Origin of the sequence: Mesorhizobium sp. B2-7-1 (genome assembly GCF_006440735.1) — a bacterium.
Taxonomy (GTDB): Bacteria; Pseudomonadota; Alphaproteobacteria; order Rhizobiales; family Rhizobiaceae; genus Mesorhizobium.
The window spans coordinates 21,673-47,723 of sequence record NZ_VFUA01000043.1 but is presented as its reverse complement, the minus strand read 5'-3'; the positions used below and the strand labels follow the sequence as shown (position 1 = coordinate 47,723).

Here is a 26,051-nt window from a genome sequence, read left to right as displayed (position 1 = left end):
TTCCTCGCCCCCGCCAAAGGCGGGGGAGAGGTGGCTCGGCGAAGCCGAGACGGAGAGGGGGCAGCGCCGTCGGCGATTGCATACGGCCGCACGGCAAAGTGAGAACCTCCCGACGCCTTCATTCGTATATAGTGAGACAACAACAAGGAGACCCAACATGACCGGCATTGAAAAGAAAGCCGCGCGGCCGTTCCTTGCCAAAGGCGCGCTGGCGGCGCTGGTGCTCAGCGCGGCGGCGGCCGTGTTCTGGCAGAGCCCGGCCCGCTCGGCCGAGGACGCGGTGGTGATCCCGCCGCCGGCGATGGATGAGAAGGCGGCGAGCGGCAGCGAGACGGCGATCTTCGCCGGCGGCTGCTTCTGGGGCGTGCAGGGCGTGTTCCAGCACGTCAAGGGCGTGAGCAAGGCGGTGTCCGGCTATACCGGCGGCAGCGCCGACAACGCCGTCTATGAAGTGGTCGGCACCGGCCGCACCGGGCATGCCGAATCCGTCGAGATCACCTACGACCCGTCGAAAATCACCTATGGCCAGCTGTTGCAGGTCTATTTCTCGGTCGCGCACAATCCGACGCAGCTCAACTATCAGGGGCCGGATTCAGGCACGCAATACCGCTCGACGATCTTCGCCGAGAATGACGAGCAGAAGAAGGTCGCCGAGAGCTACATCGCGCAGCTCGACAAGGCCAAGGTGTTTGGCAAGCCGATCGTCACGACGCTGGAAACCGGCAAGACCTTCTATCCGGCCGAGGATTACCATCAGGACTTCCTGACGCTGAACCCGACCTATCCCTATATCGTCTACAACGACCTGCCCAAGATCGAGAATCTGAAGTCGCTGTTCCCCAAGCTCTACAGCGAGAAGCCGGTGCTGGTGCTCGCCTCCAGCAAGAGCTGAGGGACGCCGACCGGTTCCTGACACAGGAATTTACCGTCGGCATGTCTGCGACGGCAGGGGCATGCGGCGATTGGCGGACGCCGCCCGAACCTCGTCATTCCAGGGCGGAGCAGCCGCGAAGCGGCGTCGCGGAGACCCTGGAATCCATTCCGTGACCTTGATCGAAGAGCGCAGCGGAGCAGAATTCTGGATCGTGAGCGGCGCTTCCAAGTCACGGAATGGATCCTCGGGTCTGCGCGCGTCGCTTCGCTCCTTGCTCCGCCCGTGGATGACGAGGCTGGGGAGGCCTCGGCTAATCTCCAAGGCAGGCGGCCTGCCGGCATAGCCGACTGGTCAAAACTCCTGTGCGGGGGAACTTGGTTCCTCTTTTTTCGCAACCCGAACGGAAGGCTCCGGCGAAGTCGCCGGGCCCAGCCGCTACTCATCTTAAGGCCACATCTCGTGCGAGGCGTTCAGCTTTTGCATCAGCTCATGCTGACGCAGCCTCGCCCACAGGCGCTCGATGTTCGGCCAGGCCTTGCGCGCCCGCTCGACCTCGGGATGCCAGGCCACCAGCATGACGAGGTAGATGTCGGCGAGCGAGAGCGTGTCGCCAGCGAGCCAGTCACGTCCGGCCAGCGCCTGGTCGAGAATGGCAAAGCCGCGGTCCATCTCGGCGACCGCCGCCTGCTTGACCGGCTGCAGGCCTTCGCCGTCGGCGGTGTAGCGGTGCGCGTAGTAGAGCCTGAGGACGGCCGGATAGAGCACCGACGACATGAAGGCCAGCCAGCGCAGGAAATCGGCGCGGCCGGGCGAACCTGCTTCCGGCGCGAGGCCCGCTTGCGGGTGGCGCTCGGCGAGCAGGATGCAGATTGCCGCAGATTCGGTCAGCGAATGGCCGTTCGGCAGCGTCAGCGCCGGCACCTGGTTCAGCGGGCTGACGGCGAGGAAGGCCGGATCGGGCGGATCTTTCTTGGGCACATCGATCTGCTCGAAGGGCACGCCGGCCATGGCCAGCGCCGCCTCGACGACGAAGCCGCCGCTGCCGGGGCGCGTATAGAGCTTGTACATGCGAATCCTCCCGCAGGCCGATTGGGCCAGCGGCGATATGAGCCGGAAGCCCAGCCTCGCTCAAGCCAGTCAGCGGCTGCCACGGATGCTTTTTTGAACAGTCCAGCCACTCCGGGAGTGCCGCTTGTCCGCAAACTCTGGAGATTTGCCGAGGCGTTCCCGCCTTCGTCATCCACGGGCGGAGCAAGGAGCGAAGCGACGCGCGCAGACCCGAGGATCCATGCCGTGACGTCTCCGCGCCACGGCGTTGCAGGTCTTTCTTTCGAGGAACAGCAGCTCCGTTAGTGCATGTCGCCCAAAAGTGCGGAGCGGTTTTGGGACAACGACATGCATTAAAACAAGGACTTAAAGCGTGTCGCCTGAATCCGTTTCAACGCGACACGCTTTAGTCTCGACAAAATGCGGTGACAGACGGGATCCGTTCTGGACCGCGGCATTCCTCGGCCACGGTCACGGCATGGATCCTCGGGTCTGCGCGCGTCGCTTCGCTCCTGCTTCGCCCTGGGATGACGACCGCGAGGACCGCTGAAGCCACTCTCGGAGGTATGTTTGCCTACGCGCCCAACCCGTCGAACAGGATGGTCGAGAGATAGCGCTCGGCGAAGGAGGGGATGACGACGACGAGGTTCTTGCCCTTGTTCTCCGGCCGCGAGCCGACGACGATTGCCGCCTGGAGCGCCGCGCCCGACGAGATGCCGACCGGCACGCCTTCGAGGCGGGCGACGAGGCGGGCATTGGCGACCGAATCCTCGTTCGAGACCCTGACGACCTCGTCATAGATCGAGGTGTCGAGGATTTTCGGCGCGAAGCCGGCGCCGATGCCCTGGATCTTGTGCGGGCCGGGCTGGCCGCCGGACAGAACCGGCGAGGCTTCCGGCTCGACAGCCACGACCTGCAGCGACGGCTTGCGCTTCTTCAGCACCTGGCCGACGCCGGTGATGGTGCCGCCGGTGCCGATGGCGGAAACGAAGATGTCGACCTCGCCATTGGTGTCGTTCCAGATCTCCTCGGCCGTGGTGCGGCGGTGGATCTCGGGATTGGCCGGGTTCTCGAATTGCTGCGGGATGATGGCGTTGGGCAACGTCGCGGCGAGCTCGTCGGCCTTGGCGATGGCGCCCTTCATGCCTTTCGGCCCTTCGGTCAGCACCAGCTCGGCGCCGAGCAGCGCCAGCATCTTGCGACGCTCGACCGACATCGTTTCCGGCATGGTGAGGATCAGCTTGTAGCCCTTGGCGGCGGCGGCGAAGGCGAGCGCGATGCCGGTGTTGCCGGAGGTCGGCTCGATCAGCGTCGTCTTGCCGGGCGCGATCTTGCCCGCTTCCTCCAGCGCCTCGATCATGGCGACGCCGATGCGGTCCTTGACCGACGCGATCGGGTTGAAGAATTCGAGCTTGGCCATAAGGTTGGCGACGATGCCCTTCTCCTTGGCGAACTTGTCCAGCCGGACCAGCGGCGTGTCGCCAATCGTCTCCGTGATCGAATTGAAGACGCGGCCGCGGCCGGGCACGCGCGCGGAGGTGACGGGCTTGTTCATTGGTTCGCTCCCAGGCAATGGTACAGGCGGACAGAATAGGGCTTTCAGCCGCGCAAGATAGGCCGGCGGCGGAAAATATCCCAGTTGCGCGGTTGCTCAAAAGCGCCCGTGACCGGAAATGCATTTTCCGCCGCGGCCGGTTTCAGGAATGGTTTGGCTGAAATCGGGGAGCGGTTGAGATCGGAGCCTATTGACGCGCCGCGATCGCGGCGGCCGCGCCCATCATGAAGCCGGCGGCGGTGCGGTTCAGCACCTTCAGAGCGCGCGGCGATTTCAGGAACCAGCGCGCCTTGGCGGCCAGCGCCAGGTAAGGCACCAGCACCACGAACAGCACCACCACGGTCAGCATCGCAAGAATGGCGTAGTCGGCGAGCGTGATCGTCTTCAGGTCGACGATGGTCGGCGTGATGGCGAGATAGAAGATCATCGTCTTCGGATTGCCCAGCGTCACCGTCAGCCCGGCGATGAAGCTCGACGCCAGCCCGCCCTTGGCCTTCCGCGCCTCGACGGTTTCGGGCGTGATGCCGCTGGTCCAGAAGCGCCAGGCGAGGAAAGCGAGATAGGCGACGCCGGCCCATTTGATGGCGAGGAAGACCATGCCGAAGGTCTGGGCGACGAAGGCGAGCCCGAGCACCACTGCGGTGAGATAGGTGAGGTCGCCGAGCATCAGGCCGAACGACATGGCGAGCGAGGAACGGAAGCCCGAGCCGAGCGCGCGGGCGACAAGCGCCGTGACGCCGGGGCCTGGAATGGCGGCGGCGACGCCGAGCGCGGCACTGTAAGCGAGGAATCCGGTGAGTGTCATGGTTCTGGCCTAAGATCAGGACGCGTCTGTTGCACGAAACAGCACGAAACGGAACGGGAATGAATTCGCTTAGAGCCGGATTCGTTTGCGCCAGCCCCCTCATCCGGCCGCTTCGCGGCCACCTTCTCCCCGAGGGGAGAAGAGGTTGGCGCCGCCGCTTACCTGCTCCTCTCGCCTTGGGGAGAGGTCGGATTGCCCCGAATTGCAGTTCGCAATTCGGCTGGCCATCCGGGTGAGGGCGAGCCCGCTACAGCTCGACCGAGGAACTACCCGCCATAGGTAATGCGCCAGATGGTGCCGTTGCCGTCCTCGGTTAGGATCAGAGCGCCGTCCCTGGCCACCGCGACGCCGACCGGCCGGCCCCAGACCGCGTCGTCCGCAATGACGAAGCCGGTGGCGAAATCCTCATATTCGCCGGTCGGCTTGCCGTCCTTGAATCTCAGCCGCACCACCTTGTAGCCGGTGCGGACATTGCGGTTCCACGAACCGTGCAGCGCGACGAAGGCATCGCCCTTGTAGTCGGCCGGGAAATTGCCGTTGTCGTAGAAGGCGATGTTGAGCGGCGCCGAATGCGCCTGCATCAGCACATCCGGAACCGTGACCTTGCCGGCGAGATCGGGGCGCGTGCCCTTGTAGCGCGGATCCTCGTTGTCGCCGATGAAATACCAGGGCCAGCCATAGAAGGCGCCGTCCTTCACGGCGGTCGCGTATTCGAAGGGGGTGTTGTCGCCAAGCTCGTCGCGTTCGTTGACGACGCACCAGAGCGCGCCCGTCGCCGGCTGCACGGTCATGCCGGAGCAGTTGCGCAGGCCGGTGGCGACGGTTCTGCGGTTATTGCCGTCGGGGTCGAAGGCGAGCACGTCGGCCCGGCCCTTCTCCGAACCCCAGGCGGCGCCCAGCGGCTGCGATTTCGCCCAGTCCTCGAGGCCGCCTCTCGGACTGGCGCCCATGTCCTCGGCGATGTTGGAACCGGAACCGACCGACAGATAGAGCGTCTTGCCGTCGTGCGAGAAGGCGATGTCGCGCGTCCAGTGGTGGCTGGCGGGGACTTTGGCGACGATGGTCTCCGGCTTACCGGACGCTTCGAGGTCGCCGTCGCGATAAGGGAAGCGCACGACGCTGCTGCTGTTGGCGACATAGACCCATTGCGGCTTGTCGCCCGGCGGGTAGAAGGCGATGCCGTAGGGGCGGGTCAGGCCCTTGGCGAAGACCGATTTCTGCACGGGCTTGGCACTGCCTTCCGCCAGGCGATAGACGCGGACCTGGTTCGCCCGGCTGTCGGCCACGAAGAGATCGCCGTTCGGCGCCACGCGCACGACGCGGGGGCTGTCGATGCCGGAAGCGACCAGCTCGGCGGAGAAGCCGGGCGGAAGTTTTGGCTTCGCGTCCCCGGGGCGATCGGCGACACCGCCGCCGTTCGAAGCGGACTCTGCCAAATCCGGTTTCGGCAAATCTTGCGGCTTCAGCAGCCTGCGCACGCCCGGGTGGTCGGCCCTCCAGCCGCCGAAGGCCTTTTCGCCGCTGAGCAAGGGTTGACCGGCCTGCTGTGCAAAGGCGCCGCTGGCCAGAACCAGCGCGAGGCCCGCAAGGCCGGCGATCCGCATCATGCTGTCCTCCGTCGTCTGTCGACGTGTCTCGATCGATCGAGCGCCGCAGACCGGAGATATTGGGCAAGCGATCTGAAAGAGAAGCATGCGCACGCGGATTTGACGTTAGAGCGCCGGGGCTCAGGCCTCCTCGGCATCCAGATCGTCGTCGAGACGCTTCTCCAATTCGACGAGGTCGGCCGGCAAGGGCATGCCCATGGCGCGCATTTCCCTCAGCTTCTCGCGCAACTGTTCCTGGATCTCGTGCTCGTCCTCGGGCTGGTTCACCATTTCCTCGAGCAGCAGGCTGATCTGGGCCTTGAGTGCTTCCAGCGCCATTTTCTTACCTCCTTGAGGTGCCTTACCGGAGCATGCGCGAAATCAGCTGCGCGGTATAGTCGACCATCGGCACGATGCGGGCGTAATTCAGGCGCGTCGGGCCGATGACGCCGAGCGCGCCGACGACGCGGGCGTCCTTGTCGCGATAGGGGGCGACGACCAGCGACGAGCCGGACAGCGAGAAAAGCTTGTTCTCCGAGCCGATGAAGATGCGCACGCCCGGCCCTTCCTCGGCGAGGTCGAGCAGCTGCAGGAGCCCGTCCTGGGTTTCGAGGTCCTCGAACAGATGGCGCAACAATTCGAGATCGGCCTGGGCGGTGACGTTTTCCAGCAGGTTGGCGCGGCCGCGCACGATGAGACGCGCCGGCAGGCCGCTTTCGGCGCCGGCCCAGACCGCGAGGCCCTTCTCGACCAGATCCTGCGACAAGGTATCGAGGGCCGCGCGCGTCTCGTCCTTGATGCGGGCGATCTCGATGCGCGACTCGGCGAGCGTGCGGCCGCGGATATGGGCGTTGAGGAAATTGGACGCCTCGTGCAGTTGCGACACGGTGATGCCGGCCGGCAGGTCGATGACGCGGTTCTCGACGTCGCCGTTCTGCGACACCAGCACGGCAAGCGCCTTGGTGGGCTCGAGCTGGATGAATTCGATATGCTTCAGCGCCACCTCGTTCTTGGAGGCGAGCACAAGGCCGGCGCCGCGCGACATGCCGGACAGCATCTGGCTGGCCTCGGTCAGCATATGCTCCAGCGTCGCGCCCGAGCCGGAGGCGCGCACCTGCGCCTCGATGATGCGGCGCTCGTCGTCGGAAAGGTCGCCGAGCTCCATGAAGGCGTCGACGAAGAAGCGCAGGCCGGTCTGGGTCGGCAACCGCCCGGCGGAAACATGCGGCGCGTAGATCAGCCCCAGATGCTCGAGGTCGCTCATCACGTTGCGGATGGTGGCCGGCGACAGCGAGGAGGGCATGATGCGCGACAGGCTGCGCGAGCCGACCGGCTCGCCGTCGCGCAGATAGGAATCGACGATCCGCCGGAAAATATCGCGCGAGCGCATGTCCAGTGACTGAAGTACCGGCGACTGAAGCCCGGGCGACTGCGACGTCGGATCGACTGGTTTGTTCATTCCGGCGAGAAACCTCCTATCGAAAAGATATAGACTTAAGCCACAGCGGCGCAACCCGGTGCTGTGTTTGCGGTTACCCAGGTGCCGCGTTTGCGGTTACCGAGGTGCCGCGTTTGCGGTCACCCCGACGTTTTCCTTGCCGCCCCTTTTCCTTTGCGACTTGCCTCGCATGCGTCTACAAGCCGGCCACGATTCCGAAAACGAGAAGAAAGCAGGCCGAATGCGCCCCTCCAAACGCCAAGCCGACGAAATGCGCGCCATCTCCTTCGAGCGCGGCGTCTCCAAGCATGCCGAAGGCTCGTGCCTGGTGAAGTTCGGCGACACGCATGTGCTGTGCACGGCGAGCCTGGAGGAAAAGGTGCCGGCCTGGATGCGCAATTCCGGCAAGGGCTGGGTGACGGCCGAATACGGCATGCTGCCGCGCTCGACCGGCGAGCGGATGCGCCGCGAGGCCTCCGCCGGCAAGCAGGGCGGCCGCACGCTGGAGATCCAGCGGCTGATCGGCCGGAGCTTGCGCGCCGTGGTCGACCTGCAGGCGCTGGGCGAACAGCAGATCACCGTCGACTGCGACGTCATCCAGGCGGATGGCGGCACCCGCACCGCCTCGATCACCGGCGGCTGGGTGGCGCTCTACGATTGCCTGCGCTGGATGGAAGCGCGCCAGATGGTGAGCGTCGCCAAGGTGCTGAAGGACCATGTCGCGGCGATCTCCTGCGGCATCCATGACGGCCAGCCGGTCATCGATCTCGATTATCTGGAGGATTCCTCGGCCGGCACCGACGCCAATTTCGTCATGACCGGCAAGGGCGGCATCGTCGAGATCCAGGGCACGGCCGAAGGCGAGCCTTTCTCAGAGGAGCAGTTCGCGGCGCTGATGGGGCTGGCGAAGAAGGGCATTTCGCGGCTGGTGAGCCTGCAGCAGATGGCGGTGGCGTAGGTTTTCGAATGCCGAGCCTAGGCCCCCCTCTCTGGCCTGCCGGCCATCTCCCCCTCAAGGGGGGAGATTGGGTGTCGCTACGGCTTTCGCCAATCGCCGGCGTTGCAATATTTGCGGCGGCATCGAAGCTGCTGATCTCCCCCCTTGAGGGGGAGATGCCCGGCAGGGCAGAGAGGGTGGCCTCGTGACTCCCTCGGGAATTTTGGAATCCGCCCTCTACGTCACCGACTTGCACGCCGCCGAAGCCTTCTACCGCGACATCATCGGCCTCGAGGCGCTGGGCAAGGTCGAAGGCCGCCACGTCTTCTTCCGCTGCGGCAATGGCGTGCTGCTTCTGTTCAACGCGGAGGCGACGAAAATCCCGCCGGCGCCCGACGCCAGGCTGAAAGTGCCACCGCACGGCACCGCCGGCGAGGGGCATCTCTGTTTCGCCGCAACCGCCGATGAAATCGCCGCGTGGCGCAAGCATCTCGCGGCCAGGAACATCGCCATCGAAAGCGATTTCGAGTGGCCGCAGGGTGGGCATTCGATCTATATCCGCGACCCGTCGGGCAATTCGATCGAGTTTGCCGAGCCAAGGATCTGGGGTTTTTGATGCATTCCCAAACTTTTCATTCCCTTGGGGGAAAGAAGATCGTCGTCGCCAGCCATAATGAAGGCAAGCTGCGCGAATTCGCCGATTTGATGGGCCCGTTCGGCTTCGAGGCGAAATCGGCCAAGGAATACGGCCTGCCCGAGCCGGACGAGACCGGCACCACCTTCGAGGAGAATGCCTATATCAAGGCATACGCCGCGGCCAAGGCCACCGGCCTGCCGGCGCTGTCGGACGATTCCGGACTCTGCGTCGACGCGCTCGACGGCGCGCCGGGCGTCTATACCGCCAATTGGGCTGAAACGCCGGACGGGTCACGCGATTTCGGCATGGCCATGCAGAAGACGGAAACAGCCTTGCAGGAAGCCGGCGCGACCGAGCCTTCGCAGCGCAGCGGCCGCTTCGTCGCCGTCATCTGCCTGGCCTTTCCGGACGGCGAGGCTGAATATTATCGCGGCGAGGCCGAAGGCAGGCTGGTGTGGCCACCGCGCGGCACGCTGGGTTTCGGCTATGATCCGGTGTTTCTGCCCAACGGCTTCGACAAGACCTTCGGCGAGATGAGCGCGGAAGAAAAGCATGGCTGGAAGCCCGGCCAGGCGACGGCGCTTTCGCACCGCGCCCGCGCCTTCCAGAAATTCGCGCAAGCGAGATTGGATTTGGCACACCTCGACTTGGCCAGATTAGGATCGGCATGAGCGCGGTTACGATACCGCTCGACCGGACCCCCGGCTTCGGCGTCTACATCCACTGGCCGTTCTGCGCGGCCAAGTGCCCTTACTGCGACTTCAACAGCCATGTCCGCCACCAGCCGGTCGACCAGGAGCGTTTCGCGCGCGCCTTCGAGACGGAGCTTGCGACCATGCGCGACCGCACCGGGCCGCGCGAGGTGACCAGCATCTTCCTCGGCGGCGGCACGCCGTCGCTGATGAAGCCGGAAACGGTGGGCGCCGTGCTGGAGGCGGTGGCGAAGAACTGGACGGTGCCGGACGGCATCGAGGTGACGCTGGAAGCCAATCCGTCCTCGGTCGAGGCCGAGCGTTTCCGCGGCTATCGCGCCGCCGGGGTCAACCGCGTCTCGCTCGGCGTGCAGGCGCTGAACGACAAGGACCTGCGCTTCCTCGGCCGGCTGCACAATGTCGAGGAGGCGCTGCTGGCAATCGGGCTGGCGCGCGAAATCTTTCCGCGGCTGTCCTTCGACCTCATCTATGCGCGGCCCGGCCAGACGCCGGAGGAATGGGGCGCGGAGCTGGAGCAGGCGATCGGCTATGCCGTCGACCACCTGTCGCTCTACCAGCTCACCATCGAGGAGGGCACGCCCTTCCATGCGCTTTACGCGGCGCGCAAGTTCACGCTGCCCGACAACGACCACGCCGCCGACCTCTATGCGCTGACGCAAGCGGTGACGACAGCGCATGGACTGCCGGCCTATGAGATTTCCAACCACGCCCGGCCGGGCGCCGAGAGCCGGCACAATCTCACCTATTGGCGCTACGGCGAATATATCGGCGTCGGCCCAGGCGCGCATGGCCGTTTCGTCGAGAGCGGCCGCCGCACGGTGACGATAGCGGAAAGGATGCCGGAGACCTGGGCCAACCTTGTCGAGGCCAAGGGCCATGGCGTCACCGGCGGCGAGATTCTCACGCGCGCCGAGGAAGCGGATGAGTTCCTGCTGATGGGGTTGCGGCTTGCCGAAGGCATCGACCTGCAGCGCTACGAGGCGCTGTCGGGGCGCGGCCTGTCCAGCGCGCGGCTCTCGGTGCTGCAGGAGGAAGGGCTGGTGGCGCCGGTCGGCAACGCCCGGCTGCGCGCCACGACCGCCGGCATGATCGTGCTCGATGCCGTCGTCGCCGATCTGGCAAGGTAGAGCCAGCAGCCAACTGATTTGTCGGTCTGTGTGATGATGTTAGAATTTGGCTCACCTGGCCGAATGCCATTTCCATGCATCCAATGGAACCTGCAATGAAGTTCCTGATCCATGAGACGCTGCGAACTTTGAACACGGATGATGTTTTTGAGTTCGGATTGACCGAAATTTCGAAATCCCGCGAGGATCCCGACCTCTATGAAGCAGTGATCGTGTTCGTCAGAAACCAGAAATCGAAGAAGCATAAAACATCGGGCTTGAGCGAGTTTGACGTCGTGCGTAACTTCATGACCTATGTCGGTATAAATTTAAGGGCAATCGCGAAAGACGACTCGATAGAATTCGACTTGAACGGACTTACTCTGGATCAGTACATACCGGTTGCGAAATCAATACGCGAGATTATGGACGAGTAACGCCAGTTTCCCCGTCCATAGGAATGTCTGCCAGCTTTGAGGAACGTCCTTTTCGTCTGCAGCCAGAACCGGTTGCGCAGCCCCACCGCCGAGCAGGTGTTTTCCGGGCGCCGCGACATCGAGGTCGAATCGGCCGGCACCAATCACGACGCCGACAACCCGCTGACGCCTGAACTGGTCGCCTGGGCCGACATCATCTTCGTCATGGAAAAGGCGCACCGCGCCAAATTGCAGAAGAAGTTCCGGTCAAGCCTGAAAGGCGCCAGGGTGATCTGCCTGGATATTCCGGACGACTATGAGTCCATGGACCCGGAGCTGGTTCGTCTGCTGGAGGTGAGGGTCGGCAGATACCTCTGAAGATGCGGCGCTTTCCAGCGCGTTCGTCGTTCTCGGGCTTGCCCGAGCATCCATGCCGTGACCTGTGCGAAGGGCGCGGCGGTGCGGAGTTCCGCACCGCTGGCGGAGCTTCGATGTAACAGCATGGATTCCAGGGGCTGCGCGCGTCGCTTCGCTCCTTGCTTCGCCCTGGAATGACGAAGTGGGAGCGGCCTGCGCTCACTTACAACGCTCTAGGCGTCGTGCTTCTGGCGATGCTTGCCGCGGGTCTTCTCGCCATGCGCTTCGCCATGGCGGACCTGCTTCTGGTCGCCCTTGTCGCGGCGCGCACCGTGCTGCTCGGCGATCGGATGTGGGGGCATGCCCTCGCGGGCGGTTTTGCTTTCAAGTCGGCTGATGAAGATGTCGAAGCGATTGGGCATCGTCCGGTCCTGCCTCCTCCCGGGGAATCAGGGGTTAAATTCGCCGTTGCCGGTTTCGTTCCGCACTGTGGCAAAGGCATGGCGGTTTGCTTGACTCGACCTCACGTTTTGCAACGGGGCCTTCGCCATGCGAAACAGACTTAATTCTTTCGCAATTCCGGACGGAAAACCACGACACACTTTTCCTGGAATTGCTCGGAATGAGGGGCAATCGGTGACCGGCGACAAACGCAGCTATGTGATTGGGCAGACGGAGATTCCGGCGCGGCCGCTTCAGCCGGCGCTCTATCTGGTGGCGACGCCAATCGGCAATCTGGCCGACGTCACATTGCGCGCGCTGGAGACGCTTGCCGCCGCCGACATCGTCGCCTGCGAGGACACGCGCGTGTCGCGCGTGCTGCTCGAACGCTACGGTATCCGGCGGCGCACCACCGCCTATCACGAGCACAATGCGAGCGAGGCCGGGCCAAAGCTGATCGAGGCGCTGGCGGCCGGGCAGAGCGTGGCGCTGATTTCGGACGCCGGCACGCCGCTGGTCTCCGATCCCGGCTACCGGCTGGTCGGCGAGGCGCTGGAGCGCGGCATACGCATCGTGCCGATCCCGGGGCCCTCGGCAGCACTCGCCGCGCTGACGGCGTCGGGCCTGCCGTCCGATGCCTTCCTGTTCGCCGGTTTCCTGCCCGTGAAGACCGGGCAGCGGCTGACCAAGCTGGAAACGTTCAAGGCGGTGCCGGCGACGCTGATCTTCTTCGAATCGCCGCGGCGGCTGGCCGAGACGCTCGGCGCCATGGTCGAGGCGCTGGGCGGCGCCCGGAAAGCCGCGATCGGCCGCGAGCTGACCAAGACCTTCGAGGAGATGCGGACCGGAACGCTCTCCGAGCTGGCCGACCATTATGCGGCGGCCGACACGCCGAAGGGCGAGATCGTCATCTGCGTCGGCCCGCCCGAAGCGGCGGAGGACCAGCCGGCGGATATCGACCGGCTGCTCTTGTCGCTTGCCACCGAAATGCCGGCCTCCAAGGCGGCGGCGGAAGCGGCGAAGATGACCGGCGGCCAGAAGCAGGCGCTCTACCGGCGGCTCCTGGAGCTGAAGGACAGACCATGATCCCAAAAAGTGGAACCCGGTTTTTGGAAAAGATCATAGTCAAACAAAAAGATGGCTGAGCGTTCGGCCGGCCATCGCCGCAAAGCCTATCGGCGCGGTCATCGCGGCGAATGGCTGGCGGCGCTGGCGCTGATGCTGAAGGGCTATCGCATCCTCGCCCGCCGCCACCGCACCAGGCTCGGCGAGATCGACCTGATCGCAAGACGCGGCGACCTCGTGCTGTTCGTCGAGGTCAAGGCGCGCCGCACGCTGATCGAGGCAATGGAAGCGATCGGCCGTGAATCGGAGCGCCGCATCGAGGGCGCCGCGGATTTGTGGCTGTCGCGACAACCTGACTACGGGCGGCTTTCGATGCGTTTCGACATGGTGGCGGTGCTGCCCTGGCGCTGGCCGGTGCATGTCGAGAACGCGTTTTATGGGAGGAATTGAACCCCTCCGTTCGTCATCCTAGGGTGGAGCAGTCGCGAAGCGACGTCGCGCAGACCCGAGGATCCATGCCGTGACTTAGACGCGTTGCCACCGTGCAGAATCTGGATCAAAGAGCGTCGCGCCAAAGTTATTGCGGCCGCCGCATTCTATGGGCTGCGTCACGGCATGGATCCTCGGGTCTGCGCGCGTCGCTTCGCTCCTTGCTCCGCCCGTGGATGACGAAGGCGCGTTGGTGAGTCGCCTCAACTCACCCCCAAACCATAAGCGCCACCAGCCCGACGATACCCACCACAAGCCGCCACCAGCCGAACAGCGAATAGCCGTTGCGCGAGACGTAATCGAGCAGGAAGCGCACCACGATCAGCGCGGTGACGAAGGCGGCGATGAAGCCGACGGCGATGATCGGCAGGTCGGCCGAGGTCAGCACGTTGCGGTTCTTGAAAAGGTCGAAGGCGAAGGCGCCGACCATGGTGGGCATGGCGAGGAAGAAGGAGAATTCGGCCGCCGCGCGCTTGTCGACGCCCATCAGCAGCGCGCCGACGATGGTCGAGCCGGAGCGCGAGGTGCCGGGGATCAGCGACAGGCACTGGAACAGGCCGATCTTCAGGTAAACGCCCAACGGGAAGCGCTCGACATCGTGATGCACCGGCTTGAAGTTGATGCGGTCGACGACGAGCAGGACCACGCCGCCGATGATCAGCATGATGCAGATCAGCCTGGGCGATTCGAACAGGATGGTCTTGATGAAATCATGCGCCAGCGCGCCGATGACCGCCGCCGGCAGGAAGGCAATCAGGATGCCGATGACGAAATGCCGGGTCTGCGGGTCGGTGGGAAGCTTGATCAGCATCTGCCAGAGCTTGCTGAAATAGACGCTCAAAATGGCCAGGATCGCGCCGAGCTGGATCAGGATCTCGAAGGCCTTGCCGGTGGAATGGAAGCCGAGGAAATGGCCGGCGAGCAGAATGTGGCCGGTCGAGGACACCGGGATGAACTCGGTCAGCCCCTCCAAAAGCCCAAGCAGCAGCGCTTCGACGATGGTCTGGCTTTCCATGGCAACCTCAGGATTTCGGGGACGGCTGGGGACAACGGCTTGCTTGTCACGGCGCGGAAGTCCCCCTATAGGTCGCAGCACCGTGACGGCCGCATGACGGGCCGCCAAGACTTACCGGCGCTGACATCGATTCGCCAGTGCGCCCTATCATCGCGGAACCATGCTGACGCTTTTCCATCATCCCATGTTCGCCACCTGCCGGTTCGTCCGCCTCGCCTTCGGCGAGTATGGCGAGGAGCTGGCGCTGATCGAGGAAAAGCCGTGGACGCGGCGCAAGGAGTTCCTGGCGCTGAACCCGGCCGGCACGCTGCCGATTCTGCTCGCCGAGGGCGACGTGCCGATCGTCGGCGCCATGGTGATCGCCGAATATCTCGACGAGACGCGCGGGGTGCTCAAGCGCGACAAGCGGCTGTTCGCCGAGGACCCGATGCAGCGCGCCGAAATCCGTCGGCTGACCGACTGGTATCTGAGCAAGGCCGAAAGCGAGGTCACCCGGCATCTGGTGCGCGAGCGCGTGCTCAAGCCGGTGATGCCGGAGACGGCCGGCGGCGGCTCGCCGGATTCGGCGGCGATCCGCGCCGCGCGCGCCAACATCCGCCAGCACATGAAATATACCAACTGGCTCGCCGGCACCCGGCATTGGCTGGCCGGCAACAAGGTGACCTATGCCGACCTCGCCGCGGCGGCGACGCTTTCGGTGCTCGACTATCTGGGCGAAATCGACTGGCGCGAGCATGCCGCCGCGCGCGAATGGTACACGCGGGTGAAATCGCGGCCGTCGTTCCGGCCGCTGCTTTCCGACCGGGTGCGCGGCCTGTCGCCGGTATCGCATTATGCGGACCTCGACTTCTGAAACCTTACGCGCGCTGATCGACGCGGAGGCGCGCCGCGCCGGCTTCGAGGCGGTCGCCGTGACCCGGCCGGACGCGATCCCGCTGGCGCCGGCAAGGCTCGCCGAATTCGTCGCCGACGGTTTTCACGGCTCGATGGCGTGGATCGCCGAGACGCTCGAGCGCCGGGCCGAGCCATCGACGCTGTGGCCGGAGGTGCGTTCGGTCGTCGTGTTGGCCATGAATTACGGTCCGGACCGCGATCCGCGCGATGTCCTCGCAAAGCCCGACCGCGGCGCGATCTCGGTCTATGCGCAAAACCGCGACTATCACGACGTGATGAAGGGCCGGCTGAAGGAGATCGCCGGCAAGATCGTGGCGAAGGCGGGCGGCGACGTGAAAGTGTTCGTCGATACCGCGCCCGTGATGGAGAAGCCGCTGGCGGAAGCGGCGGGGCTCGGCTGGCAGGGCAAGCACACCAACCTGGTCAGCCGCGCGCATGGCTCGTGGCTGTTCCTCGGCACGATCTTCACCACGGCGGAGCTTGAGCCGGACAAGGCCGAGATCGACCATTGCGGCTCTTGCCGTGCCTGCCTCGACGCCTGCCCGACCGACGCTTTCCCCGCGCCCTACCGGCTCGACGCGCGGCGGTGCATTTCCTATCTCACCATCGAGAACAAGGGGCCGATCCCGCGCGAGTTCCGCGACAAGATCGGCAACCGCATCTATGGCTGCGACGATTGCCTGGCCGCCTGTCCGTGGAACAAGTTCGCCAGCGCCGCCTCGGAGGCGAAGCTTGCCGCGCGCGCCGACCTGCGCGAGCCGAAGCTTTCGGAGTTGCTCGCCCTCGACGATGCGGCGTTTCGCGCTTTCTTCTCGGGCTCGCCGGTCAAGCGCATCGGCCGCGACCGTTTCATCCGCAATGTGCTGATCGCCGCCGGCAATTCGGGCGACGCGTCGCTGGCGCCGATCGCGCGCCGCCTGCTCGGCGACGCCGCGCCGCTGGTGCGGGGTGCGGCAATCTGGGCCCTGTCGCGACTGCTCCCGGATCGCGAATTTGGCGATCTTGCCGCCACGGCCTCGAAGACCGAGACCGATGCGATAGTCCGCGAGGAATGGCTGGCGGCGGCAAACCCGGCGAAGGCCGATTGATGGGGGTTCAACGATGAGCGAAAGACGCTTCTTCATCTTCGGCGCCGGCTATTCGGCCAAGGCTTTCGCGCGGGCCAACGCCCAACATGCGCCGATCTCCGGCACGACCCGGGCGCCGGAAAAGTTCGACGCGCTGCGATCGGCCGGCATCGAGCCGCTGCAATTCGACGGCGCGCTATCGCCCGAGCTCGGCGATGCGCTGGCAAAGACCACGCATCTCATCGTCTCGGTCGCTCCCGACGACGCCGGCGACCCGGTGCTCAACGCCGCGGGCGACGCGCTTCGGGAAAAGATGCCGGCACTCGAATGGATCGGCTATCTGTCGACCGTCGGCGTCTATGGCGACCATGGCGGCGCCTGGGTGGACGAGACCAGCGACTGCCGCCCAGTGTCGAAGCGCTCGGTGATGCGGGTGGCGGCCGAACGGGAATGGCTGACGCTTGGCCGGGAGACCGGAAAGCCGGTGGCGGTCCTGCGTCTGTCGGGCATTTACGGGCCCGGCCGCAACGCGCTGGCCAATCTCGATGACGGAACCGCAAGGCGGCTGGTCAAGCCGGGCCAGGTGTTCAACCGCATCCATTGCGACGACATCGCCGGCACGCTTTGGCATCTCGCCGACAACAACCTCGGCGGCACCTTCAACGTCACCGACGACGAGCCGGCGCCGCCGCAAGACGTCGTGGCTTACGCCGCCGGGTTGATGAGTGTCGCACCGCCCCCCGAAATTCCCTTCGAGACCGCCCAACTTTCGCCCATGGCGCGGTCTTTCTATGGCGAGAACAAGCGTGTCGCGAATCAGGCGATCAAGGCGGCCGGCTACCGCTTCCGGTTCCCCAACTACCGGGTGGCGCTGGAGCGGATGTGGGCCGAGGGCAACTGGCGGGACGGAGCGCCGCGCAGCCCGATGAGAAGATGATGCCGGAAAGTGTGAAGCGGTTTTCGGACGAAATCGTCTTCCACTGCTTTGATCGATGCGGGATGCGCGGCGTGGTATGATTCGTTCCTGATCGGGCCCGCCTGACCGCGCGGCAAACGGATAGACTGGAGAGGGACCCAGCCTGATGAATCTGCGATCGCTGCCTGACCGCAAACCGTTCCTGACCGCGGCGCTGACGCTGCTGACGCTCGCCGCGCTGGCGGCTGCGGCCATTTCGGCCGAACCCCGCGCCAAGGAGCTGTTCGGCGCCCGCAAGCTGCCCGCCGTGGCGCCCGCGCAATCCTTCGGCTTCTATTCGAAGGGCTGCTTCACCGGCGGCGTGGCGCTGCCGATGGACGGTCCGACCTGGGAAGTGATGCGCCCGTCGCGCAACCGCCGTTGGGGCCATCCCGCGATGATCGCGCTGATCGAAAAGCTGTCGCGCGACGCCCAGGCGGATGGCTGGCCGGGGCTTCTGGTCGGCGACGTCTCGCAGCCGCGCGGCGGACCGATGATGACCGGCCATGCCTCGCACCAGATCGGGCTCGATGCCGACATCTGGCTGACGCCGATGCCGAAGCGGCCGCTGAGCATGGCGCAGCGCGAATCGATGAGCGCGACGCTGATGGTCGACGAAAAGACGCATCTGGTGAAGGACGCGCTGTGGACGCCGCAGCACACCAGGCTGCTCAAGCGTGCGGCAAGCTATCCGGAGGTCGAGCGCATCCTGGTCAATCCCGGCATCAAGAAGAAGCTCTGCGACACCGTCACCGGCGACCGTTCCTGGCTGCGCAAAGTCCGGCCGTTCTGGGGCCATGACTATCATTTCCACATGCGCATCGGCTGCCAGCCGGGCTCGCCTTTCTGCAAGGGCCAGGAGACGACGCCGGACGACGATGGCTGCGGCAAGCCGCTGGCCTGGTGGTTCACCGAGGAGCCGTGGCGGCCGAACAAGAATCCGGACGCGCCCAAGGCGCGCGACGTGATGACGATGGCCAATCTGCCGAAGCAGTGCCAGGGCGTGGTCGATGCGCCGGACGCGCCCTCGCTGGAGGCGGTGACCTATCATGGCGGCGGCGCCGCCGCGGTCGCCGTGGCCGAACCTGAGCCGAGCGAGCCGGCGGAGACGATCTCCAGCGGCAACGCCGCGATCCCGTCGGCGGCAAGTGCCTTCGCGCCGACGCCCAAGATCGGCATTCCGCTGCCGCGCCCCCGGCCAGGGAACTAGCGGGCTTCCCCTTTCGGGGGTCATGCGCTAGTCAATCGATTGAAATGGGCGATTGAAACGGCGCAATGGCGCCGCAACGAGGACGATCAAGAGCATGTCAGTCGAGAACGAGACGGGGCTGCGGTTTCCGGTCCTGATCGGCGATATTGGCGGCACCAATGCGCGCTTCTCGATCGTGCTCGACGCCAATTCGGAAGCGACCGAGCCGCATATCGTCCAGACCGCCAACTTCAAGACCATCGACGAGGCGATCCAGGCGGCAGTGCTCGACCGTTCGTCCATCCAGCCGAACTCGGCGGTGCTGGCGATCGCCGGGCCGGTCGACGGCGACGAGATCCCGCTCACCAACTGCCCCTGGGTGGTGAAACCCCGGCAGATGTTTTCCAATCTGGGCCTGAGCGAGGTCGTGGTGCTCAACGATTTCGAGGCGCAGGCGCTGGCCGTGGTGGCGCTCGGCGAAGAGCATATGGAAAAGATCGGCGGCGGCACGCCGGAACCCAATGCGAGCCGCGTCGTGCTCGGCCCCGGAACGGGGCTGGGCGTCGCCGGGCTGATCTATGCGCTCGACCACTGGATACCGGTGCCGGGCGAGGGCGGGCATATGGATATCGGCCCGCGCACGCCGCGCGACTTCGAGGTGTTTCCGCATATCGACAAGCTCGAAGGCCGCGTCTCCGGCGAGCAGATCCTGTGCGGACGCGGGCTGGTCAACGTCTATCGCGCCGTGGCGAGGACGGACGGCAAGCCGACGCCTTTCACGACCCCGGCCGAGGTCACCGGCGCGGCGCTCGCCAAATCCGATCCGGTAGCCGAGGAGGCGCTGGAGTTGTTCGTCACCTGCCTCGGCCGCACCGCGGGCGACCTCGCGCTGGTGTTCATGGGGCGCGGCGGCGTCTTCCTCACCGGCGGCATCGCGCAAAAGATCGTGCCGGCGCTGAAGGCCGGCAATTTCCGCGCCGCCTTCGAGGACAAGGCGCCGCACAGCGCGCTGATGCGCGAAATGCCGGTCTATGTCATCACCCATCCGCTGGCGGCGCTGCTCGGGCTCGCCGCCTATGCCAGGACGCCGTCGCTGTTCGGCGTGCAGACGGCGGGGCGGCACTGGCGGGCCTGATCGCGACCTGTTTCGGGATGGCGATCGGCCGCCGCGACGAAGTTTCGCCATAGGCAAGCCGTAGCCGGGGCGCTAAGAGGATGCCGGAATGCGGCCCATCCGACACGCGGAAAACCACGAAGCGCCCCTGATTTGACTGTTCAAACTTCCCTCAAACTGAAAGTCCAGCCCACCGAGGTCAGCGCGGTGCTGCGCCGCATCCTGTCCGAAAACGGCAAGGAATACCGCTGGACCTATGTCGTCGCCGTCGCCTGCCTGCTGATCGTTTCCGGCACCACCGCCTTCACGGCGTGGATCATGGCGCCGATGATCAACCAGATCTTCTACGAACGGCGCAGCGACATGATCGTCTGGATCTGCGCCGGTTTCATGGGCGCCTCCCTGCTGCGCGGCTTCGCCGGCTATGGCCAGGCAGTGGCGCTGGCGACGATCGGCAACAATCTGGTCGCCCGCTACCAGAAGCGCAGCTTCGACCATCTGATGAAGCTCGGCGTCAACTTCTTCAACGAGACCCGTTCCGGCCGGCTGGCGGCACAGGTCAACGAGAATGTCGGCGGCATCCGCGACCTGCTGTCGCTGACGCTGACCTCAATCAGCCGCGACGCGGTCTCGCTCGTCGCCCTCGTCGGCGTGATGATCTACCAGGATCCGGTGCTGTCGCTCAGCTCGCTGCTGATCGGGCCGCCGTTGATCTGGGCCGTCGTCTACATCACCCGCCGCCTGCGCAAGATCAACCGGGAATCCGTGCTGATCAACTCGCGGCTGAACGGCTCCGTGCAGGAGGCCACCCAAGGCATCGCCATCGTCAAGGCCTTCACCCTGGAGGACGAGCTGGCGCGCCGCATCGGCATCATGGCCGAGACGGCCGAGCAGCGTAACAACAAGATCGCCCGGGTCGCGGAGCGGCTGTCGCCGATTTCCGAAATCCTGGGCGGCCTCGCCATTACCGCCGTGCTCGCCTATTCCGGCTACCGGGCGCTGGTGCTCGGGCAGCCGCCGGGCGCGGTGTTCTCCTTCATCACCGCGCTGATCCTGGCCTATGACCCGGCGCGGCGCCTGGCGCGCACGCAGGTCGGCATGGAACGTGCCCTGGTCAACGCGCGCATGATCTACGAGCTGCTCGACCTCGAGCCGAAGCAGGGCGACGCCCCCGACGCGGTCGAGGCGAAGGTCACCACCGGCGAGGTGCGCTTCAACCATGTGACGTTCGGCTACAACGCCGACACGCCGGTGCTCAGGGATTTGAGCTTTACCGCCGCGGCCGGCAAGGTCACGGCCGTCGTCGGCGCATCGGGCGCCGGCAAGTCGACGATGGTGGCGCTGCTGCAGCGCTTCTACGACGTCGACGAGGGCTCGATCGAGGTCGATGGCCAGGATATCGCCAAGGTGACCAAGCATTCGCTGCGCCAATCGATCGCCTATGTGGCGCAGGCGCCCTATCTGTTCGAAGGCACGATCCGCGACAACATCCGCTACGGCCGGCTCTCGGCCACCGATGCCGAGATCGAGCAGGCGGCGAAGCAGGCGGCGGCCGACGAGTTCATCCGCCAGCAGCCGCAAGGTTACGACACGCCGGTCGGCGAAGGTGGCTCGACGCTCTCGGGCGGCCAGCGCCAGCGCGTTTCGATCGCGCGCGCGATCGTGCGCCAGGCGCCGATCCTGTTGCTCGACGAGGCGACCTCGGCGCTCGACAACGAGGCCGAGGCGCGCGTGCAGGAAGCGCTGACCCATGTCATGGAAGGGCGCACCACGATCGTGATCGCGCACCGGCTGTCGACCGTGGTCAATGCCGACCACATCATCGTGCTGGAAGAGGGGCGGCTGGTCGAGGAAGGCACGCATGCGACGCTGATGGCCGACCCGCACAGCATCTATGCCCGTTTCCACCGTATCCAGGGCAAGAAGGGGCTGGGGCTTGTCGACGACGTCAAGGCAAGCCAGACTTCGGCCCAAGCTCCGGCACCGCGCAGCCGCGCCAAGAAGACCGTCAGGAGAAGCGCATGAGTGAATCCGGCGATATGGGCCTGGTGGTGGTGGGCGCCGCCGGCCGCATGGGCCAGACGCTGATCCGCGCCATCCACACCATGCCCGGCGCGCGCGTCGCCGCCGCGATCGAGCGGCCGGACTCGGCCCATCTCGGCAAGGATGCCGGCGAGCTTGCCGGCATCGGCATTATCAACGTGCCGATCGTCGACGATCCGCTGCCGGCCTTCGCCAAAGCTGACGGCGTGCTCGATTTCACCGCGCCCGCGGCAACCGTCGAATTCGCCGGCTATGCCGCTCAGGCGCGCATCGTCCATGTCATCGGCACCACCGGCTGCTCGGCCGACGACAATGCCAGGATCGCCGCCGCCGCGCGGCATGCCACGATCGTCAAATCCGGCAATATGAGCCTCGGCGTCAACCTGTTGGCAGTGCTGGTCGAGCAGGCGGCGAAGGCGCTCGACCCGGAGGATTTCGACATCGAGGTCCTGGAAATGCACCACCGGCACAAGGTCGACGCGCCGTCCGGCACGGCGCTGCTGCTCGGCGAGGCGGCGGCGAAGGGGCGCGGCATCGATCTTGCCGACAACAGCGTCAAGGTGCGCGACGGCCATACCGGCGTGCGCAAAGCGGGCTCGATCGGCTTCGCGACTTTGCGCGGCGGCTCCGTCGTCGGCGATCACAGCGTGATCCTTGCCGGCACCGGCGAGCGCATCACGCTTTCCCACCATGCCGAGGACCGGGCGATCTTCGCCCGCGGCGCGGTCAAGGCCGCGCTTTGGGCCCGTGGCAAGAAGCCGGGCCTCTATTCCATGCGGGATGTGCTCGGACTTTCCTGACACAAGCCTGAAGCATTTCCTTCTTACGCAGTTCCGGACGAAACCGTTGGAATTGCCCAAACCCCAAAGGAGCTGACATGTCGGGAACTCTCGTGCTCGTGCGCCACGGCCAGAGCGAATGGAACCTGAGGAACCTGTTCACCGGCTGGGGCGACGTCGACCTGACGGACCAGGGCACCGCCGAGGCGCTCGCGGCCGGCGAGAAGCTCAAGGCGCGGGGCCTGAAATTCGACATCGCCTATACCTCGGCCTTGAAGCGGGCGCAGAAGACCTGCCAGCACATCCTCGACGTCGTCGGCCAGAGCGGCCTGAAGACGATCCGCGACCAAGCGCTCAACGAGCGCGACTATGGCGACCTCTCCGGCCTCAACAAGGACGACGCGCGCAAGAAATGGGGCGAGGAGCAGGTACATGTCTGGCGCCGTTCCTACGACATCGCGCCGCCCGGCGGCGAAAGCCTGAAGGACACCGGCGCGCGCGTATGGCCCTATTACCTGCACGACGTGCAGCCGCATGTGCTGCGCGGCGAGACAGTGCTGGTCGCCGCGCACGGCAATTCGCTGCGCGCGCTGATCATGGCGCTGGACGGCAAGTCGGGCGAGGAGATCGTCAAGCTCGAGCTCGGCACCGGCGTGCCGATCGTCTACAAGCTCAACGCCGATTCCACCGTGGCGTCGAAGGACGTGCTGGAGGGGTGAGGCCATTCGGCCAGCCGGGGCGGCTCACGAAAAAAGCGCGTTGACACACATCGTTTGCCCGCTTACATGAGCGCCCACCAGCCCAGATGGCGGAATTGGTAGACGCGCACGGTTCAGGTCCGTGTTCCGCAAGGAGTGGAGGTTCGAGTCCTCTTCTGGGCACCAAAATCCCGTTCGGACCACGTCGCGGTTCCAGAACGCAAGGAAGAAGCCCGGTTCGTCCGGGCTTTCTTTTTGAGCCAACCTGCCCTTCCGGCCAGTCCCGTAACAAAGCGCTTCAAACCCGGCGGCCATGACGCTACGGTCGCGCCATGGCCCCTTCCGTCAGCCCGACCATCGCCGCCCGCCGCGACCAGATGTTCCCGGTCCTTGCCGATGCGGATATCGAGCGCATGCGCCGCTTCGGCGAGGAACGCGCCTATGCCGCCGGCGAGCACATCGTGACGGCGGGCACGGTCTCGCCAGGCGTGATCCTCATCCTGTCGGGCAAGGTCGACATCACCCAGGCCGGCGGGCTCGGGCCGCGCGAGCCGATCATCACCTACGGCGCCGGCAATTTCGTCGGCGAGCTGGCGCAGCTGTCGAACCGGCCGTCGCTGGTCAACGCAGAGGCGAACGGACCGGTCGAGGCGATCGTCATCCCCTCGCAGCGGCTGCGCGACCTGATGGTGCAGGAGGCCAATCTTGGCGAGCGCATCATGCGGGCGCTGATCCTGCGCCGCGTCGGCCTGCTCGAAAGCGGCGCCAGCGGCCCGGTCGTCATCGGCCCTCCGGGCAATGGCGACGTGCTGCGGCTTCAAGGTTTTTTACGGCGCAGCGGGCTTCCGCACCGGGCGCTCGATTCCGACACCGACCCTTGCGCCAAGACGCTGATCGAGCGGTTCCATGTCGACCCACACCATCTGCCGATCGTGCTCTGCCCCAACGGCAAGCTGATGCACAATCCGGGCGAGACCGAGCTTGCCCGCTGCGTCGGCCTGCTGCGGCCGATCGATGCCGACAAGGTGTTCGACGTGGCGATCGTCGGCGCCGGACCGGCGGGGCTGGCCGCGGCGGTCTATGCCGCCTCGGAAGGGCTTTCGACCATCGTGCTCGACTGCCGCGCCTTCGGCGGACAGGCCGGCGCCTCGGCCCGGATCGAAAACTATCTCGGCTTCCCGACCGGCATCACCGGCATGGCGCTGATGGCGCGCGCCTATAACCAGGCGCAGAAATTCGGCGTCGAGATGGTCATCCCCGACGAGGCGAAGCTGCTGGACGATGCCGACGGTGGCGCCCGCTACCAGCTTGCCATCGGCGACGGCGAGAGCGTGCGCACGCGTTCCGTGGTGATCGCCAGCGGCGCGCGCTACCGCCGGCTCGATATCGCCAACCTGGCGCAGTTCGAGGGAACGTCGGTGCATTACTGGGCCTCGCCGATCGAGGCCAGGCTTTGCCAGGACCAGGAGGTGGCGCTGGTCGGCGCCGGCAATTCGGCCGGACAGGCGGCCGTCTATCTGGCGAGCCAGGTGCGCAAGGTGACGCTCTTGGCGCGCCGCGACAGCCTCGACGCCACCATGTCGCGCTATCTCGTCGAGCGCATCGCGGCGCAGCCGAACATCGAGGTGCTGGCGGAGACCGAGGTCGCGGCGCTGGAGGGCAGCGAAGGCAATCTGGAAACGCTGCGCTGGCGCAACCGGGCGACCGGCGAGGAGACGAGCCGCGCCATCCGCCACCTCTTCCTGTTCATCGGCGCCGACCCGAACACCGACTGGCTGGCGAATTGCAATGTGGCGCTCGACGCCAAGGGTTTCGTGCGCACCGGCCCGGACACGACGCCGGGGCACGGGCCGATGGAGACCAGCCGAAGCGGCGTGTTCGCCATCGGCGACGTGCGCTGCGGCTCGATCAAGCGGGTCGCGGCCGCCGTCGGCGAAGGCGCGCAGGTGGTCGCGGCCTTGCATGCCTATCTGGCGCAAAATGGCGAACCGGCGAGGAGAGCGTGATGGACGAATGCAGGCATACCAAGGACATCAAAAAGGTCACGCCGAGCGCGCTGGGCTGCGAGGAATGCCTGAAGAGCGGCTCGTGGTGGGTGCATCTGAGGCTCTGCCGCACCTGCGGCCATGTCGGCTGCTGCGACGACTCGCCCAACCGCCACGCGACAAAGCATTTCCATGCCACGCAGCATCCGATCATCGAGGGCTACGACCCGCCGGAAGGCTGGGGCTGGTGCTTCGTCGACGAGGTTTTTGTCGACCTCGAGGGCGATACGACGCCGCAGAATGGGCCGATCCCGAAGTTTGTTTGAGGGTACGCTTTAACGCACCGAACCCGTCACCGTCGGGTCGACGGCATCGGGCACGGATTTGCGCTCATTGCCGGCGAAGATGCCGATGAGGAGGAGGCTGAGCACAACCGGCACGAACAGGATGGCGACGCGCGCCTGCACGTAGAAGATGGCACGCCATTCGTTTCGCTTTTCGTCGTTCATCATGCTCGCTCTGTGATGCCTCCCGGCGAGGGGACATAGAGACGAAGCGTTAAACATCTCCTTCCGATTCGGTTAACGGGCCATAGGAAAGCAAAATGTCGTCCCTCGCTGCCCGGGGCCGATCGCTTATGGCAGCGCTGGCCCCCGCTCCGTCTCGGCGCTGCGCGCCGATCCACCTCTCCCCCACTTTGTGGGGGTGAGGAAATGCTAACCGCCGAGGTCACGGCCTCCGCAAGCCTAGGTTCCTCGCCCCGCCAGAGGCGGGGAGAGGTGGATCGGCGAAGCCGAGACGGAGAGGGGAGCGCCCCATGCGGTTGGCCACATGATACGCCGACCC

General features: G+C 65.7%; 28 protein-coding genes and 1 tRNA gene. 20 read left to right on the top strand and 9 right to left on the bottom strand.

Going from position 1 to position 26,051, the window contains the following annotated elements:
* The first annotated feature begins 157 nt into the window (after positions 1–157).
* Entirely contained in the window at positions 158–892 is a 735-nt protein-coding gene (gene msrA / locus FJ471_RS17535; RefSeq protein ID WP_140805169.1) for a peptide-methionine (S)-S-oxide reductase MsrA, read from the top strand.
* A 426-nt stretch (positions 893–1,318) separates the two neighbouring features.
* Here the strand turns inward: msrA and FJ471_RS17530 are convergent, their stop codons facing one another.
* From FJ471_RS17530 to hrcA, 6 genes are all read right to left on the bottom strand, one after another.
* On the bottom strand, positions 1,319–1,942 hold the full coding sequence (locus FJ471_RS17530) for a glutathione S-transferase family protein (RefSeq protein ID WP_140805167.1): 624 nt from the start codon (positions 1,940–1,942) through the stop codon (positions 1,319–1,321).
* A 553-nt stretch (positions 1,943–2,495) separates the two neighbouring features.
* On the bottom strand, positions 2,496–3,476 hold the full coding sequence (cysK, locus tag FJ471_RS17525; RefSeq protein ID WP_140681040.1) for a cysteine synthase A: 981 nt from the start codon (positions 3,474–3,476) through the stop codon (positions 2,496–2,498).
* A gap of 187 nt (positions 3,477–3,663) precedes the next feature.
* A complete protein-coding gene (locus FJ471_RS17520; RefSeq protein WP_140805165.1) occupies positions 3,664–4,281 on the bottom strand; it encodes a LysE family translocator in 618 nt (205 codons plus the stop codon).
* Positions 4,282–4,547: 266 nt separating this feature from the next.
* Complete coding sequence (locus tag FJ471_RS17515; RefSeq protein WP_140805163.1) at positions 4,548–5,888, bottom strand: sorbosone dehydrogenase family protein; 1,341 nt, start codon at positions 5,886–5,888, stop codon at positions 4,548–4,550.
* Between the two features lie 120 nt (positions 5,889–6,008).
* A complete protein-coding gene (locus FJ471_RS17510) occupies positions 6,009–6,206 on the bottom strand; it encodes a hypothetical protein (protein WP_140805161.1) in 198 nt (65 codons plus the stop codon).
* Positions 6,207–6,228: 22 nt separating this feature from the next.
* Positions 6,229–7,326, bottom strand: coding sequence for a heat-inducible transcriptional repressor HrcA (gene hrcA, locus FJ471_RS17505; RefSeq protein WP_140805159.1), 1,098 nt, complete (start codon positions 7,324–7,326; stop codon positions 6,229–6,231).
* A 220-nt stretch (positions 7,327–7,546) separates the two neighbouring features.
* Here hrcA and rph point away from each other — a divergent pair, with 220 nt between their 5' ends.
* The 6 genes from rph to FJ471_RS17470 all read left to right on the top strand — a co-directional run bounded on the left by rph (position 7,547) and on the right by FJ471_RS17470 (position 11,492).
* A complete protein-coding gene (rph, locus tag FJ471_RS17500; RefSeq protein ID WP_027169620.1) occupies positions 7,547–8,263 on the top strand; it encodes a ribonuclease PH in 717 nt (238 codons plus the stop codon).
* Between the two features lie 184 nt (positions 8,264–8,447).
* Positions 8,448–8,858, top strand: a complete 411-nt coding sequence (locus FJ471_RS17490) for a VOC family protein (RefSeq protein WP_140805155.1) — start codon at positions 8,448–8,450, stop codon at positions 8,856–8,858.
* A complete protein-coding gene (gene rdgB / locus FJ471_RS17485) occupies positions 8,858–9,550 on the top strand; it encodes an RdgB/HAM1 family non-canonical purine NTP pyrophosphatase (protein WP_140805153.1) in 693 nt (230 codons plus the stop codon). The genes FJ471_RS17490 and rdgB overlap by 1 nt, the downstream gene beginning before the upstream one ends.
* On the top strand, positions 9,547–10,719 hold the full coding sequence (hemW, locus tag FJ471_RS17480; RefSeq protein WP_140805151.1) for a radical SAM family heme chaperone HemW: 1,173 nt from the start codon (positions 9,547–9,549) through the stop codon (positions 10,717–10,719). The genes rdgB and hemW overlap by 4 nt, the downstream gene beginning before the upstream one ends.
* A 95-nt stretch (positions 10,720–10,814) precedes the next feature.
* Complete coding sequence (locus FJ471_RS17475; protein WP_140805149.1) at positions 10,815–11,135, top strand: hypothetical protein; 321 nt, start codon at positions 10,815–10,817, stop codon at positions 11,133–11,135.
* A gap of 36 nt (positions 11,136–11,171) precedes the next feature.
* Positions 11,172–11,492, top strand: coding sequence for a low molecular weight protein tyrosine phosphatase family protein (locus FJ471_RS17470; protein WP_140805147.1), 321 nt, complete (start codon positions 11,172–11,174; stop codon positions 11,490–11,492).
* Between the two features lie 212 nt (positions 11,493–11,704).
* Here FJ471_RS17470 and FJ471_RS17465 read toward each other — a convergent pair whose 3' ends face one another.
* Positions 11,705–11,893, bottom strand: coding sequence for a hypothetical protein (locus FJ471_RS17465; protein ID WP_140805145.1), 189 nt, complete (start codon positions 11,891–11,893; stop codon positions 11,705–11,707).
* Positions 11,894–12,107: 214 nt separating this feature from the next.
* Between FJ471_RS17465 and rsmI the strand changes: the two genes are divergently transcribed.
* Together rsmI and FJ471_RS17455 are read left to right on the top strand one after the other, a co-directional pair.
* Complete coding sequence (gene rsmI / locus FJ471_RS17460; protein WP_181179499.1) at positions 12,108–12,998, top strand: 16S rRNA (cytidine(1402)-2'-O)-methyltransferase; 891 nt, start codon at positions 12,108–12,110, stop codon at positions 12,996–12,998.
* A gap of 51 nt (positions 12,999–13,049) precedes the next feature.
* Positions 13,050–13,427, top strand: coding sequence for a YraN family protein (locus tag FJ471_RS17455; protein ID WP_140805143.1), 378 nt, complete (start codon positions 13,050–13,052; stop codon positions 13,425–13,427).
* 247 nt (positions 13,428–13,674) lie between these two features.
* Here FJ471_RS17455 and FJ471_RS17450 read toward each other — a convergent pair whose 3' ends face one another.
* The gene (locus FJ471_RS17450; RefSeq protein ID WP_140805141.1) at positions 13,675–14,481 is read right to left on the bottom strand and encodes an undecaprenyl-diphosphate phosphatase; all 807 of its coding nucleotides are present in this window, start codon (positions 14,479–14,481) and stop codon (positions 13,675–13,677) included.
* Between the two features lie 160 nt (positions 14,482–14,641).
* Here FJ471_RS17450 and FJ471_RS17445 point away from each other — a divergent pair, with 160 nt between their 5' ends.
* From FJ471_RS17445 to FJ471_RS17395, 11 genes are all read left to right on the top strand, one after another.
* Positions 14,642–15,334 carry a glutathione S-transferase family protein gene (locus FJ471_RS17445; RefSeq protein ID WP_140805139.1) on the top strand — a complete coding sequence of 231 codons (693 nt, stop codon included), beginning with the start codon at positions 14,642–14,644 and terminating at the stop codon, positions 15,332–15,334.
* Entirely contained in the window at positions 15,315–16,463 is a 1,149-nt protein-coding gene (gene queG, locus FJ471_RS17440; RefSeq protein ID WP_140805137.1) for a tRNA epoxyqueuosine(34) reductase QueG, read from the top strand. Before FJ471_RS17445 ends, queG begins: the two co-directional genes overlap by 20 nt.
* Positions 16,464–16,476: 13 nt before the next feature.
* A complete protein-coding gene (locus FJ471_RS17435; RefSeq protein WP_140805135.1) occupies positions 16,477–17,379 on the top strand; it encodes an SDR family oxidoreductase in 903 nt (300 codons plus the stop codon).
* 145 nt (positions 17,380–17,524) lie between these two features.
* Positions 17,525–18,607 (top strand): penicillin-insensitive murein endopeptidase, encoded by a 1,083-nt coding sequence (gene mepA / locus FJ471_RS17430; protein ID WP_140805132.1) that lies wholly within the window; start codon positions 17,525–17,527, stop codon positions 18,605–18,607.
* Between the two features lie 85 nt (positions 18,608–18,692).
* Positions 18,693–19,721 carry a glucokinase gene (locus FJ471_RS17425; protein WP_181179502.1) on the top strand — a complete coding sequence of 343 codons (1,029 nt, stop codon included), beginning with the start codon at positions 18,693–18,695 and terminating at the stop codon, positions 19,719–19,721.
* 132 nt (positions 19,722–19,853) lie between these two features.
* A complete protein-coding gene (locus FJ471_RS17420; RefSeq protein ID WP_140805128.1) occupies positions 19,854–21,725 on the top strand; it encodes an ABC transporter ATP-binding protein in 1,872 nt (623 codons plus the stop codon).
* The gene (gene dapB, locus FJ471_RS17415) at positions 21,722–22,543 is read left to right on the top strand and encodes a 4-hydroxy-tetrahydrodipicolinate reductase (protein WP_140805126.1); all 822 of its coding nucleotides are present in this window, start codon (positions 21,722–21,724) and stop codon (positions 22,541–22,543) included. The genes FJ471_RS17420 and dapB overlap by 4 nt, the downstream gene beginning before the upstream one ends.
* Before the next feature lie 77 nt (positions 22,544–22,620).
* On the top strand, positions 22,621–23,241 hold the full coding sequence (locus FJ471_RS17410) for a 2,3-bisphosphoglycerate-dependent phosphoglycerate mutase (protein ID WP_140805124.1): 621 nt from the start codon (positions 22,621–22,623) through the stop codon (positions 23,239–23,241).
* An 80-nt stretch (positions 23,242–23,321) separates the two neighbouring features.
* Positions 23,322–23,406, top strand: a tRNA-Leu gene (locus FJ471_RS17405).
* Between the two features lie 146 nt (positions 23,407–23,552).
* Positions 23,553–25,226 (top strand): cyclic nucleotide-binding domain-containing thioredoxin-disulfide reductase, encoded by a 1,674-nt coding sequence (locus FJ471_RS17400; protein WP_140805122.1) that lies wholly within the window; start codon positions 23,553–23,555, stop codon positions 25,224–25,226.
* Positions 25,226–25,531: a UBP-type zinc finger domain-containing protein gene (locus tag FJ471_RS17395; protein WP_140681002.1), complete on the top strand. Its 306-nt coding sequence runs from the start codon at positions 25,226–25,228 to the stop codon at positions 25,529–25,531. The genes FJ471_RS17400 and FJ471_RS17395 overlap by 1 nt, the downstream gene beginning before the upstream one ends.
* A gap of 9 nt (positions 25,532–25,540) precedes the next feature.
* Here the strand turns inward: FJ471_RS17395 and FJ471_RS17390 are convergent, their stop codons facing one another.
* Positions 25,541–25,714 (bottom strand): hypothetical protein, encoded by a 174-nt coding sequence (locus tag FJ471_RS17390; protein WP_181179496.1) that lies wholly within the window; start codon positions 25,712–25,714, stop codon positions 25,541–25,543.
* Positions 25,715–26,051 lie beyond the last annotated feature (337 nt).

Bases quoted from the DNA above. Each gene is read 5' to 3' on its own strand.
- msrA (WP_140805169.1), top strand. From the start codon at position 158: ATGACCGGCATTGAAAAGAAAGCCGCGCGGCCGTTCCTTGCCAAAGGC.
- FJ471_RS17530 (WP_140805167.1), bottom strand. From the start codon at position 1,942: ATGTACAAGCTCTATACGCGCCCCGGCAGCGGCGGCTTCGTCGTCGAG.
- cysK (WP_140681040.1), bottom strand. From the start codon at position 3,476: ATGAACAAGCCCGTCACCTCCGCGCGCGTGCCCGGCCGCGGCCGCGTC.
- FJ471_RS17520 (WP_140805165.1), bottom strand. From the start codon at position 4,281: ATGACACTCACCGGATTCCTCGCTTACAGTGCCGCGCTCGGCGTCGCC.
- FJ471_RS17515 (WP_140805163.1), bottom strand. From the start codon at position 5,888: ATGATGCGGATCGCCGGCCTTGCGGGCCTCGCGCTGGTTCTGGCCAGC.
- FJ471_RS17510 (WP_140805161.1), bottom strand. From the start codon at position 6,206: ATGGCGCTGGAAGCACTCAAGGCCCAGATCAGCCTGCTGCTCGAGGAA.
- hrcA (WP_140805159.1), bottom strand. From the start codon at position 7,326: ATGAACAAACCAGTCGATCCGACGTCGCAGTCGCCCGGGCTTCAGTCG.
- rph (WP_027169620.1), top strand. From the start codon at position 7,547: ATGCGCCCCTCCAAACGCCAAGCCGACGAAATGCGCGCCATCTCCTTC.
- rdgB (WP_140805153.1), top strand. From the start codon at position 8,858: ATGCATTCCCAAACTTTTCATTCCCTTGGGGGAAAGAAGATCGTCGTC.
- hemW (WP_140805151.1), top strand. From the start codon at position 9,547: ATGAGCGCGGTTACGATACCGCTCGACCGGACCCCCGGCTTCGGCGTC.
- FJ471_RS17475 (WP_140805149.1), top strand. From the start codon at position 10,815: ATGAAGTTCCTGATCCATGAGACGCTGCGAACTTTGAACACGGATGAT.
- FJ471_RS17465 (WP_140805145.1), bottom strand. From the start codon at position 11,893: ATGCCCAATCGCTTCGACATCTTCATCAGCCGACTTGAAAGCAAAACC.
- FJ471_RS17455 (WP_140805143.1), top strand. From the start codon at position 13,050: ATGGCTGAGCGTTCGGCCGGCCATCGCCGCAAAGCCTATCGGCGCGGT.
- FJ471_RS17450 (WP_140805141.1), bottom strand. From the start codon at position 14,481: ATGGAAAGCCAGACCATCGTCGAAGCGCTGCTGCTTGGGCTTTTGGAG.
- FJ471_RS17445 (WP_140805139.1), top strand. From the start codon at position 14,642: ATGCTGACGCTTTTCCATCATCCCATGTTCGCCACCTGCCGGTTCGTC.
- queG (WP_140805137.1), top strand. From the start codon at position 15,315: ATGCGGACCTCGACTTCTGAAACCTTACGCGCGCTGATCGACGCGGAG.
- FJ471_RS17435 (WP_140805135.1), top strand. From the start codon at position 16,477: ATGAGCGAAAGACGCTTCTTCATCTTCGGCGCCGGCTATTCGGCCAAG.
- mepA (WP_140805132.1), top strand. From the start codon at position 17,525: ATGAATCTGCGATCGCTGCCTGACCGCAAACCGTTCCTGACCGCGGCG.
- dapB (WP_140805126.1), top strand. From the start codon at position 21,722: ATGAGTGAATCCGGCGATATGGGCCTGGTGGTGGTGGGCGCCGCCGGC.
- FJ471_RS17410 (WP_140805124.1), top strand. From the start codon at position 22,621: ATGTCGGGAACTCTCGTGCTCGTGCGCCACGGCCAGAGCGAATGGAAC.
- FJ471_RS17400 (WP_140805122.1), top strand. From the start codon at position 23,553: ATGGCCCCTTCCGTCAGCCCGACCATCGCCGCCCGCCGCGACCAGATG.
- FJ471_RS17395 (WP_140681002.1), top strand. From the start codon at position 25,226: ATGGACGAATGCAGGCATACCAAGGACATCAAAAAGGTCACGCCGAGC.
- FJ471_RS17390 (WP_181179496.1), bottom strand. From the start codon at position 25,714: ATGAACGACGAAAAGCGAAACGAATGGCGTGCCATCTTCTACGTGCAG.